This window comes from Cupriavidus oxalaticus, from assembly GCF_004768545.1.
Lineage (GTDB): Bacteria > Pseudomonadota > Gammaproteobacteria > Burkholderiales > Burkholderiaceae > Cupriavidus > Cupriavidus oxalaticus_A.
In genome coordinates, this window is record NZ_CP038634.1 from 1,065,176 (window position 1) to 1,076,914 (window position 11,739).

Genomic DNA, 11,739 nt, shown 5'->3' on the forward strand with positions numbered 1-11,739 from the left:
TCGAACGATGACCCACCCGCATTTTTCCGGAGCCCAGCAATGACCCAAGCAATCCAGCAAGACCAGGCAGTTCAGCTCGATATCCACCCGGTGGCCGGCCGCATCGGCGCCGAAGTGCGCGGCGTCGCCCTGCATGGCGACCTGCCTGCCGAGACCTTCGCCGCCATCCGCGCCGCGCTGCTGCAGCACAAGGTGCTGTTCTTCCGCGACCAGGTCCACCTCGACGACAGCGCACAGCAGCGCTTTGCCGCGCTGTTCGGCGAACTGGTGCCGCATCCGACCGTGCCCTCGCGCGACGGCACGCAACTGCTCGAACTCGATTCCGAGCACGGCGGCCGCGCCAACTCCTGGCATACCGACGTGACCTTCGACCTGGCCTACCCTGCGGTGTCGGTGCTGCGCGCGGTGACCGTTCCCGCGTTCGGCGGCGACACCGTGTGGGCCAACACCGCCGCGGCGTACCAGGACCTGCCCGAGCCCCTGCGCGAGCTGGCCGACAAGCTGTGGGCGCTGCACACCAACGACTACGACTACGCGGCCACGCGGGTGAAGGCCAGCAGCGAGGGGCTGAAGCGCTATCGCGAGGTGTTCACCTCCGCGCTCTATGAAACCGAGCATCCGGTGGTGCGCGTGCATCCCGAGTCCGGCGAGCGCACGCTGGTATTGGGGCACTTCGTCAAGAAGCTGCTCGGCTATTCGTCGGTCGATTCGGCGCACCTGGTATCGGTGCTGCAGGGCCACGTGCACCGGCTCGAGAACACGGTGCGCTGGCGCTGGCGCGCGGGCGACGTCGCGATCTGGGACAACCGCGCCACGCAGCATTACGCCATCAACGACTACGGCGACGCCAAGCGCGTGGTGCGCCGCGCCACCGTGGTGGGCGCGGTGCCGGTCAGCGTGGACGGGCGCCACAGCGTGGCGGTCAAGGCCGGCGTGCGCCGCGACGACACGGCCCCGGCCAATCAGCCTGCAGATCACGCCGACGCAGCCGCGCAGCGCGCGGCGTGAGTAGTGCCAGCGGCCGGCACGCTCGCGCCGGCCGCATATCCAAATGCAATAAGGTTCCTTGCCTCGCTGGGTGCCGTCCGTGACCATAGCGCCCGAACGCCTGGGCGGTGCAGCGGCCGGCTGGTACCATCGCTCGGCCCGGCGGCGCGCATTTGCGTGCGCGGCGCCGCCAGGCATGTCCGGCACACAACCCAGAGAAGAACATGAGACTCGAAACTTTGGCCGTCCATGGCGGCTACTCGCCCGATCCGACCACCCGCGCGGTGGCGGTGCCGATCTACCAGACGGTGGCCTACGCCTTCGACAATGCGCAGCATGGCGCCGACCTGTTCGACCTGAAGGTCGCGGGCAACATCTACAGCCGCATCATGAACCCGACCAACGACGTGCTCGAGCAGCGCCTGGCCGCGCTCGAGGGCGGCGTGGGGGCGCTTGCGCTGGCATCGGGCATGGCCGCGGTCACCTACGCGATCCAGACCATCGCTGAGGCCGGCGACAACATCGTTTCGTCGAGCCAGCTGTACGGCGGCACTTACAACCTGCTGGCGCACACGCTGCCGCAGTCTGGCATCGAGACCCGCTTCGCCGACGGCCGCAACCCGTCGAGCTTCGGCGACCTGATCGACGAGCGCACCAAGGCCGTGTTCGTCGAGTCGGTTGGCAACCCGCTCGGCAACGTGGTCGACATCGAGGCGATCGCGCGCGTGGCGCACAACCACGGCGTGCCGCTGATCGTCGACAACACCGTGCCCTCGCCCTACCTGTGCCGGCCGTTCGAGCATGGCGCCGATATCGTCGTGCATTCGCTGACCAAGTACCTGGGCGGGCACGGCAACAGCGTCGGCGGCGCCATCGTCGACAGCGGCAAGTTCCCGTGGGCCCAGCACAAGGCGCGCTTCCGGCGCCTGAACGAGCCGGACGTGTCGTACCACGGCGTGGTCTACACCGAGGCGCTGGGGCCGGCGGCCTATATCGGCCGCGCGCGCGTGGTGCCGCTGCGCAATACCGGCGCGGCGCTGTCGCCGTTCAACGCCTTCCTGATCCTGCAAGGCATCGAGACGCTTGCGCTGCGGCTGGACCGCATCACCGAAAACGCGCTGGCGATCGCACGCCACCTGCAGCAGCACCCGAAGGTGGAATGGGTCAACTTTGCCGGCCTGCCCGACCATGCGGACCACGCACTGGTGCAGAAGTACCTGGGCGGCCGCGGTCCCGGCATCCTGTCGTTCGGCCTGAAGCAGGGCGGCCGCGAAGGCGGGGCGCGTTTCCTGGATGCGCTGCAGCTGTTCACGCGGCTGGTCAATATCGGCGATGCCAAGTCGCTGGCCACGCATCCGGCATCGACCACGCATCGCCAGCTCAACCCCGAGGAGCTGAAGGCGGCTGGCGTCAGCGAGGATATGGTGCGGCTGTCGGTGGGCATCGAGCATATCGATGACCTGATCGAGGACCTGGAGCGCGCGCTGGCGGCAGCGTAAGCGCAGGTTTGCCCCCCTCTCCCGCCTGCGGGAGAGGGGGGGAGCGTTCACTGCCGGCGTTGGTTTTCTTCCATCGCCGTTCCCTGCGCCAGCTTCTTCCCCCGCGCCTCCAGCAGGAAGTACCCCACCGTCCCTACTGCCAGCGGTATCAGGTAATACAACGCCCGATACGCGATCAACGCCGCCAGCAACAACCCATGCGGCACCTGTCCGCCCAGCATCGTCAGGAACACCGTCTCGACAACCCCAAGGGCGCCCGGCACGCGGATCACCACGCCCGCCAGTCCGGAGGCAAGGTACACGCCGAGCACCGTGTAATAGTCCGCATGCGTATGCAGGAAGGCATGCAGGATGGCCGCCACCGCCGCCCAGTTGCCCGCCGACACCAGGATCTGCAACAGCGCGAAGCGCGGTGACGGCACATAGATATCATGGTCGCGCACAGTACGGTGCCGACCCTGCCACGCCGCACATGCCGCTATGTAGCCAGCCGGCGCGGCCAGCATCACTACGCCAATCAGCCGCGTCGCCGCCGGCGGGATACCCCACCCGGGCGGCAGCACTACCAGCTGCCCGGCCAGGATGATGCCCGCCAGCAGCGCGTAGCCGAGCCAGTTGCTGCTGACCGCCACCGCGAACACGCTCCAGATCTGCGGCGGGCTCAGGCCCGCGTGCGAATACAGCCGGTAGCGCACGCCCGCGCCGCCGAGCGTCGCGCCCAGGTTCAGGCTCATGGTGTAGCTGACATAGGCGATCGCCATCACCCGATGCACCGGCAGCGGGTGGCCGGCGTAGCGGCACCCCAGCACGTCGAACTGGCTGTACAGCAGACCCGTCAGCACCACGAACCCCGCGGCTGGCAACAGCGTGCGGCGGTCGAAGCCGCGCAGCGCGGCTAGCACCGCGTCCCAGTCGATGGTGCCAAGCTTGCGCGCGATCAGCGCAAGCACTGCCGCGATGAACAGGATGCCGATCGCGCGCCGCCACATCGGCCAGCGCGCGTGGTGCCGGATTGCCGAAAGCGCCTGCGCGACCATCACTCGGCCTCCCGTTCCAGCACGAATACGCGGCGGCGCCCGCGCGGGTCGCCGGCTTGCGGCGTCACCAGCCGCGGCGTATGCGCGGGCAGCCAGCCGGCCCACGCCGGGAAGCGGCGCAGGAAGTGGAACATCAGCGTGGCGCCGGCCGCGTCCAGCAGCGAGCGCTCGTGCCGGCGCGGCGGCACCTCGCGGCAGCGTTCGGCGATCAGCGCCTGCAGCCTGCCGCGCAGCCGCTGCGCGAAGGCGGTGTCGCGGATCACCAGGTTGGCTTCGAGATTCAGCGACAGGCTGAGCGGGTCGAGGTTGCTCGAACCCACCGTGGCCCATTGCTCGTCGACGACGGCGACCTTGCCGTGGAACGGCCGCTCGACGTACTCGAGGATCTGCACCCCGGAGTCCTGCAGGTGGCAATACAGCAGGCCACCGGCACGCGCGACCCATGGCATGTCGGGCTTGCCCTGCAGCAGCAGGCGCACCTGTATGCCGCGCCCAGCGGCTTCGCACAGCGCGTGCAGCAGCCGGTAGCCCGGCAGGAAATAAGCGTTGGCGATGACCACCTCGCGCCGCGCGGCGCGGATCGCATCGAGGTAGGCAAACTCGATGTCGTTGCGATGGCGATGGTTGTCGCGCGTGACCAGACGCACCGGACCCGGCGGCGCCGTGTTGCAGCCCGGCGGCGGCGGTGCCAGCCTGCCCTGCAGGCATGCGCCGGGGATGGCCCGCGCGAGGAAGTCATGCACCTGCCGCGCCGCGGGGCCGGCGATTTCCACGGCATAGTCCTGCTTGGCCCGTGGCCCGTAGCCATACAGGTGCTGCGCCGAGAAATTGATGCCGCCGACAAAGGCCACCTCGCCGTCGATCGCGACCAGCTTGCGGTGCATGCGCCGGAAGATATGCGTGCGCACGCCCAGCAGGCGGCGGCAGGGCGAGAATGTGCAGAAGTGCACGCCCGCCTTGACCAGCTCTGTAATGAATGCAGGGGGCAGGTCATGCGAGCCGAAGCCGTCGACCGTGACGGCCACGCGCACGCCGCGCCGCGCGGCAGCCAGCAGCGCGGCGTGCAATTTCGTTCCTGCCTCGTCGTCGAACAGGATAAAAGTTTCCACCAGCACGCTTTCGCGCGCTTGCGCGATCGCCTCGAATACGCGCGGGAAGTACTCTTCTCCGTTCTCCAGCAGGCGGATGCTGTCGGGGGCGGACGGCAACGGTGTCATGGCCCGAGAGGCGCCGCAAACACCATGCCAGCGCCGGGGTGTTGCCGGGGGCGCCCGGGCCGCTCAGCCAGGGCCGCGCCGCCGGCGGACCACCAGGGCCGTCAGCAGCACGCCCGCCAGCAGCCCCGCCGTGCCCACCCCGGCCATGGTGAGCGGCGGCATGCCGGGATTGGGCGGCGCACCCGCCTGCTGTGCCAGCGCGCGCCAGTCGGCGGCTGTGATCTGCGTCATGCTGATGGCGTTGTCCAGGCCGTACACGCAGACTTCGCCGCCAGGCAGCTTGCAGAAGCGCTCACGCGGGCAGGCCTTGAGGATCTCCTGCGGCGCGCCTTCGCCGCAGCGCGCGCCGGCACTGCGCAGGACCTGCAGCGTGACATCGGGATGCCGGGTCAGTTGTTCGGGCATGGCGGCCTCCGTGCAAGGATGGGCTGGCGGTCTTTCAGCGTAGCGCACGGCGCTGCCTGCAGGCAGCCTATATGCGCTTCAGGCATATCGGCATGATTAAGTACTCGTTCGCCAGATGACTTGCCTTCCATACAATGGGCTCTCCAACGAACGATCAATGAACAAACAGGGGAGCGTTTTGATGCGATACGGGAAATTCGGCTTCGCGGTAGCCGCGGCAGTACTGGCGCTGGGCGTGGTGCAGGGCGCAAGCGCCGCCGATCCGGACAAGAAGGAAATCCGCTTCGGCGCCACCGCCGGCCCGTACGCCGACCAGATCCGCTACGGCGTGAAGCCGGTGCTGGAGAAGCGCGGCTACAAGGTCACCATCATCGAGTTCAGCGACTACGTGCAGCCCAACCTGGCGCTGGCCGACGGCGCCATCGACGCCAACGCCTTCCAGCACGTGGCCTACCTGAAGAAGTTCTCGGCTGACCGCAAGCTGCAGCTGACCGACATCATCCAGGTCCCGACCGCGCCGATCGGCATCTACAGCCACAAGCACAAGACGCTGGCGGAGGTGAAGCCGGGCAATACCGTCTCGCTGCCGAATGACCCCACCAACCTGGCGCGTGCCATCGCCATCCTGCAGCAGGTGGGCTGGGTCACGCTCAAGCCGGGCACCGACCCGATCCGCGCCAGCGAGCGCGACATCGATGCCAATCCGCACAAGCTCAAGCTGGTCCAGCTGGAGGCCGCGCAACTGCCGCGTTCGCTCGACGATGTCGACTACGCCTTTGTCAACGGCAACTTCGCGCTGGCCGCGGGGCTGAAGCTGACCACTGCGCTGGCGCTGGAGAAGATTCCCGACTACTACATGAACCTGGTGGCGGTGAAGACTGCGGACGTCAACAAGCCGTTCGTCAAGGACATCAAGGAGGCCTACCAGTCGGCCGAGTTCAAGGCGGTGACGCAGCAGCGCTTCGCGGGCTTCGTGCCGCCGCCGTACCAGCGCTGATCCGGCTCGTATCATCTGCGCAGGGCTCCCGCACGGGAGCCCTTTTTCGTTGGCGGTGCCGGGATCCCGCTCCGCCTTGTGCACGGCAAGACAATTGCCGCCGCCATTGCGCCGCAAATACCCTACACTCGACTACACATGCCGCGCGCGCCCACAAAGCACGCCCGGGATCACAACACGACACGCGCATCGAGAGACCTGCCATGTCCATGGTTGCGAGCTTCGAGATCGGCTATACGCGTTATCTCGCCCCGCCGGGCGAACCCCCTTCCCCCACTTCCCCGCCCCCGCCCTTTGCCAGCGACCCTGAGGCGCTGCTGCCTCTGTACCAGGCCATGGTGCTGGCGCGCCAGTTCGACCTGAAGGCGATCGCGCTGCAGCGCACCGGCAAGATCGGCACCTTCGCCTCGGCCCTCGGGCAGGAAGCCATCGGCGTCGGCGTGGCCTTTGCGATGCGGCCCGAAGACGTGCTGGTGCCCTCGTACCGCGACCACGCGGCGCAGTTTGTGCGGGGCGTCACGATGACCGAGAGCCTGCTGTACTGGGGCGGCGACGAACGCGGCAGTGGATTTGCGGCGGCGCCGCATGACTTTGCCAACTGCGTGCCGATCGGCACCCAGGTGTGCCATGCCGCGGGCGCGGCCTATGCCTTCCAGCTGCGCAACGAGCCACGGGTGGCGGTGTGCCTGCTCGGCGACGGCGGCACCTCCAAGGGCGACTTCTACGAAGGCATGAACATGGCCGGCGTGTGGCGCGCGCCGATGGTGATCGTGATCAACAACAACCAGTGGGCGATCTCGATGCCGCGCAGCGGGCAGACCGCGGCGCAGACGCTGGCGCAGAAGGCGATCGCGGCGGGCATCCCGGGGGAGCAAATCGATGGCAACGACGTGGTCGCGGTGCGGCACCGCGTGGGCGAGGCCATCGAGCGCGCCCGCACGGGCGGCGGCCCCGCGCTGATCGAGGCCATCACCTACCGGCTGGGCGACCACACCACCGCCGACGATGCCTCGCGCTACCGCGACGAGGCCAGCGTCAAGGCGCACTGGCAGGAAGAGCCGCTGCTGCGCCTGCGCACGCATTTGCTGTCGCTGAACGCATGGGACGCGGCGCGCGAAGAGGCATTGGTCAAGGACTGCTCGCAGCAGGTGGCGCAAGCGGTCGAAGCCTACCTGGCGCTGCCGCCGCCGGACGCCGCGGCGATGTTCGACTGCCTGTACGCCACCATGCCGCCGGCGCTGCAGGCGCAACTGGAGACCGCGCGGCGCTATCCCGCGCAGCACGGCTGACGCTTTCATCGTCCCCCTGGCCTTCAACGACCAAAGCGAGCGAACCATGGCGGAAATCAATCTGGTCGAAGCAGTCAACCTGGCCCTGGGACATGCGCTGGAGAACGATCCCGACGTACTGCTGCTGGGCGAGGACATCGGCGTCAACGGCGGCGTGTTCCGCGCCACCGCGGGACTGCAGGCGCGCTTCGGCGCGGCGCGGGTCATGGATACGCCGCTGGCCGAGGGCGGCATCGTCGGCGCGGCGATCGGCATGGCGGCGATGGGACTCAGGCCCGTGGCCGAGATCCAGTTCACCGGCTTTATTTACCCCGCCATCGACCACATCATCAACCACGCCGCGCGCATGCGGCACCGCACGCGCGGGCGGCTGAGCTGCCCGCTGGTGGTGCGCTCGCCATGCGGCGCGGGCATCCACGCGCCCGAGCATCATTCGGAAAGCCCGGAAGCGATGTTCGCCCACATGCCGGGGCTGCGCGTGGTGGTGCCGTCGTCGCCGGCGCGCGCCTACGGCTTGCTGCTGGCCGCAATCGCCGATCCCGACCCCGTGATCTTCCTCGAGCCCACGCGGCTGTACCGGCTATTCCGCCAGGAGGTCGCCGACGACGGCGCGGCGCTGCCGCTCGATACCTGCTTCACGCTGCGCGAAGGCAGCGACATCACGCTGGTGACCTGGGGCGCGATGGTGCAGGAGACGCTGACCGCCGCCGACGAACTGGCCGCCGAAGGCGTGAGTGCGACCGTGATCGATGTCGCCACGCTCAAGCCGCTCGACATGCCGACCATCCTCGAAGCGGTGGCGCGCACCGGGCGCTGCGTGATCGTGCACGAGGCGCCGCGCACCGCGGGCTTCGGCGCCGAGATCGCGGCGGAACTGGCGGATGCCGGGCTGTATTCGCTGGCGGCGCCGGTGCAGCGCGTGGCCGGCTTCGATACCGTGGTGCCGCTGGCGCGGCTGGAATACACCTACCTGCCCAGCGCTGCGCGCATCGCCGACGCGGCCCGCAAGGCCATGGCCGCCTGACTGACACCAGGCAACACCGAGCGACACCAAGCCGAGGAAGCGCCGATGAGAGTCTTCAAGCTGCCCGACCTGGGCGAGGGCCTGCAAGAGGCCGAGATCGTGACCTGGCATGTCAAGGTGGGCGATGCGGTGGCCGCGGACCAGCCGCTGCTGTCGGTGGAGACCGCCAAGGCCATCGTCGAGATTCCCTCGCCCTATGCGGGCACCATCGCCCGGCTGCACGCGCAGCCGGGCGATATCGTCCACCTGGGCGCGCCGCTGGTCGGCTTCGAGGGCGCCGGCGAGGATGCCGATGCCGGCACCGTGGTCGGCTCCGTGCAGGTCGGCACGCGCGTGGCCAGCGAAGCGGCGCCGCCGGGCGCGGCCGCGCCTGCCTCCGGCATGGCCGCGCGCGTCAAGGCCACACCCGCGGTACGCGCGCTGGCGCGGCGCCTCGGCGTCGACCCGGCGATGGCCACCGCGTCGGGGCCGGAGGGCACCGTCACCGCCGCCGACGTCGAACGCATGGCCGCCACGCTGGCCGAACTCGGTGCGCCCGAGGAACTGCGCGGCGTGCGCCGCGCGATGGCGCAGAACATGGCGCGCGCGCAGAACGAGGTCGCCGCGGCCACGGTGATGGACGATGCCGATATCCACGCCTGGCAGGCGGGCGCCGACGTCACCATCCGCCTGGTGCGCGCGCTGGTGGCCGGTTGCCGTGCCGAGCCGGGCCTGAACGCCTGGTACGAGGGCCAGACCGGGCGCCGCCACGTGCTGAAAAAGATCGACGTGGGCATTGCCGCGGACCTGCCCGAAGGGCTGTTCGTGCCGGTGCTGCGCGACGTGGGCAGCCGCGACGCGGCCGACCTGCGCCGCGGGCTCGACCGCATGCGCGCGGACATCCGCGCGCGCACCATCGCGCCGGAGGAGATGCGCGGCAATACCATCACGCTGTCCAACTTCGGCATGATCGCGGGGCGCTACGCGGCGCCGATCGTGGTGCCGCCGACGGTGGCGATCCTTGGGGCGGGACGGGTGCGGGACGAGGTGGTCGCGGCCGGCGGCGTGCCGGCGGTGCATCGGGTGATGCCGCTCAGCCTGACGTTCGATCACCGCGTGGTGACGGGGGGCGAGGCGGCGCGGTTTCTGGCGGCGGTGATTGCGGACCTGGAGATGCCGGCTTAGCGGAACACCGGGGAAAGCGCCTGCAAAGGCCGCCGCCCGTCGTGAACGCTCCCCTCTCCCGCGAAGTGGGAGAAGGGTGGGGGAGAGGGGGGCAAACCAGCGGCTCGGCAAAGTTTGCGCTGTATATAATGCGAGCGATCCAGCCGGACCGCCCGACACACCCCTCATGGAAACCAAGACCGCCCGCCTCACCATCCTGATCGATCCGGTCAAGAAGAAGGCCTTCGAAACCCTGTGCGCCGCGCAGGACCTGACGCCGTCGCAGGTGGTGCGCCAGCTGATCCGCGATTACCTGGCCCAGCACGGCGTGGAATACGCCACCAAGGCACGGCCCGCCGGCAGCGGCCGGCAAAAGAAGTAGCTCAGTGCGGGGCGCCCGTGTCCTCGCGCTCCCGTTCCGCACCCTCCTCTCCCGCCAGCACGCCGCAACGCCGCACCGCCTGCGCCAGCGCATCCGCGTAGTTTTGCTGCCCCAGCGCCGCAAGCACCCCGGCCCGCTCCAGCTTTTGCCGCACGCGCGCATTCGCCTCGGCCAGCACCACGGCCACGCCGCGCCGGCGCAGCGTGCGGATCACGGCTTCCAGCGTCTGCAAGCCGGTCATGTCGATGAACGGCACCCGGCCCAGGCGGATCAGCAGCACGCGCGGCTCGGTATGGGTGTGCACCAGCGCCTGCTCGCAGGCCTCGACCGCGCCGAAGAAGAACGGGCCGTCGATGGCGTAGACCAGCACGCCCGGCGGCATCCGGGCCGCGACGGAATCGGCCGCGTCCGCTTCGGCGCTTAGCTCGCGCTCGATGCCGGTTACGTCCTGGCGCGTCACTTCCACCGACGCCGACATGCGCCGCAGGAACTGCAGCATGGCCAGGATCACGCCGATGTTGACCGCGACCACCAGGTCGGTCAGCACGGTCAGCGTAAAGGTGATCAGCAGGATCGCCACGTCGGCGCGCGGCGCCTGCCGCACCATGCGCGCGAACTGGCGCGCCTCGCTCATGTTCCACGCCACCACGAACAGGATCGCGGCCAGCGTCGCCAGCGGCACGCTCGCTGCCAGCGGCGCCAGGAACAGCAGCACCAGCACCAGCGTCAGCGCATGGGCGATGCCGGCCAGCGGGCTGCTGCCGCCGTTGCGGATATTGGTGGCGGTGCGCGCGATGGCGCCGGTGGCGGCAAACCCGCCGAACAGCGGCGCCAGGACATTGGCGATGCCCTGCCCCACCAGTTCCTGGTTGGAATCGTGCCGGGTGCCGGCCATGCCGTCGGCCACCACCGCGGACAGCAGCGATTCGATCGCGCCCAGCATGGCGATGGTGAAGGCCGGCCCTGCCAGCTCGATCACGCGCGCCAGCGAGATCTCCGGCAGCGCCGGAACCGGCAATCCGCGCGGCAGGCCGCCGAAGGCGCTGCCGATGGTGGCCACGCCGTCGAAGCGGAACAGCGCCTGCACTGCCGTGGCCACCACCAGCGCCACCAGCGGGCCGGGAACGCGGTGCAGCCAGCGCACGCGCGGCGCGCCCAGCACCAGCAGCAGGCTCCCCAGCGCCAGCGCGGTCGTGGCCGCATGCCACTGCGGCAGCGCCTGCAGCAGGTGCCACAGCTTTTCATGGAAGTGGGTGCCGGCTACCGGCGGCAGCCCGAAGAAATCACGCCATTGCCCGACGAAGATGATCACGCCGATGCCCGCGGTAAAGCCCACGATCACCGGCGCGGGAATGTAGCGGATCACGCCGCCAAGCCGCGCCAGGCCCAGCGCCAGCAGGATCAGCCCGGCCATCAGCGTGGCAAGTTGCAGCCCGCCGATCCCATGGCGCGCCGTGATGGCGGACAGCACCACGATGAACGCGCCGGTGGGCCCGGCAATCTGCAGGCGGCTGCCGCCGAACATCGACACCGCCAGCCCGGCGACGATGGCCGTATACAGCCCTTGCTCGGGCTTGGCGCCGGATGCGATCGCAAACGCCATCGCCAGCGGCAGCGCCACCACCCCGACGATCACGCCCGACACCAGGTTGGGCAGCCAGTTGGCGCGGCGGAACAGCCCGGCCTGCCATGCTTCGCGCAGCGCGATCATGCGGAGAATCCTTGCAGTGGGTCAACGTCGGAGGGAGGGCGCAGGTGC

General features: G+C 69.5%; 11 protein-coding genes. 7 read left to right on the forward strand and 4 right to left on the reverse strand.

The window, feature by feature from the left end:
- The first annotated feature begins 39 nt into the window (after positions 1-39).
- Both E0W60_RS04620 and E0W60_RS04625 read left to right on the forward strand, forming a co-directional pair.
- Complete coding sequence (locus E0W60_RS04620) at positions 40-1,008, forward strand: TauD/TfdA dioxygenase family protein (RefSeq protein ID WP_135703176.1); 969 nt, start codon at positions 40-42, stop codon at positions 1,006-1,008.
- A gap of 203 nt (positions 1,009-1,211) precedes the next feature.
- Entirely contained in the window at positions 1,212-2,486 is a 1,275-nt protein-coding gene (locus E0W60_RS04625; RefSeq protein ID WP_135703177.1) for an O-acetylhomoserine aminocarboxypropyltransferase/cysteine synthase family protein, read from the forward strand.
- Between the two features lie 47 nt (positions 2,487-2,533).
- On the opposite strand, the gene E0W60_RS04630 is transcribed toward E0W60_RS04625, so the two are convergent.
- The 3 genes from E0W60_RS04630 to E0W60_RS04640 all read right to left on the reverse strand — a co-directional run bounded on the left by E0W60_RS04630 (position 2,534) and on the right by E0W60_RS04640 (position 5,145).
- Entirely contained in the window at positions 2,534-3,523 is a 990-nt protein-coding gene (locus E0W60_RS04630) for a lysylphosphatidylglycerol synthase domain-containing protein (protein WP_133096038.1), read from the reverse strand.
- A complete protein-coding gene (clsB, locus tag E0W60_RS04635) occupies positions 3,523-4,740 on the reverse strand; it encodes a cardiolipin synthase ClsB (protein WP_133095891.1) in 1,218 nt (405 codons plus the stop codon). The genes E0W60_RS04630 and clsB overlap by 1 nt, the downstream gene beginning before the upstream one ends.
- Positions 4,741-4,803: 63 nt before the next feature.
- Positions 4,804-5,145 (reverse strand): hypothetical protein, encoded by a 342-nt coding sequence (locus tag E0W60_RS04640; RefSeq protein ID WP_135703178.1) that lies wholly within the window; start codon positions 5,143-5,145, stop codon positions 4,804-4,806.
- 181 nt (positions 5,146-5,326) lie between these two features.
- On the opposite strand from E0W60_RS04640, the gene E0W60_RS04645 reads away from it, so the two are divergent.
- From E0W60_RS04645 to E0W60_RS04665, 5 genes are all read left to right on the forward strand, one after another.
- Complete coding sequence (locus tag E0W60_RS04645) at positions 5,327-6,142, forward strand: MetQ/NlpA family ABC transporter substrate-binding protein (protein ID WP_133095893.1); 816 nt, start codon at positions 5,327-5,329, stop codon at positions 6,140-6,142.
- 203 nt (positions 6,143-6,345) lie between these two features.
- Positions 6,346-7,431, forward strand: coding sequence for a pyruvate dehydrogenase (acetyl-transferring) E1 component subunit alpha (pdhA, locus tag E0W60_RS04650; RefSeq protein ID WP_135703179.1), 1,086 nt, complete (start codon positions 6,346-6,348; stop codon positions 7,429-7,431).
- Positions 7,432-7,477: 46 nt separating this feature from the next.
- A complete protein-coding gene (locus E0W60_RS04655; RefSeq protein WP_135703180.1) occupies positions 7,478-8,455 on the forward strand; it encodes an alpha-ketoacid dehydrogenase subunit beta in 978 nt (325 codons plus the stop codon).
- A gap of 45 nt (positions 8,456-8,500) precedes the next feature.
- Positions 8,501-9,619 carry a dihydrolipoamide acetyltransferase family protein gene (locus tag E0W60_RS04660; RefSeq protein WP_135703181.1) on the forward strand — a complete coding sequence of 373 codons (1,119 nt, stop codon included), beginning with the start codon at positions 8,501-8,503 and terminating at the stop codon, positions 9,617-9,619.
- Positions 9,620-9,785: 166 nt separating this feature from the next.
- Entirely contained in the window at positions 9,786-9,980 is a 195-nt protein-coding gene (locus tag E0W60_RS04665; RefSeq protein ID WP_063237357.1) for a CopG family transcriptional regulator, read from the forward strand.
- A 1-nt stretch (position 9,981) separates the two neighbouring features.
- On the opposite strand, the gene E0W60_RS04670 is transcribed toward E0W60_RS04665, so the two are convergent.
- The gene (locus E0W60_RS04670; RefSeq protein ID WP_135703182.1) at positions 9,982-11,691 is read right to left on the reverse strand and encodes a SulP family inorganic anion transporter; all 1,710 of its coding nucleotides are present in this window, start codon (positions 11,689-11,691) and stop codon (positions 9,982-9,984) included.
- Positions 11,692-11,739 lie beyond the last annotated feature (48 nt).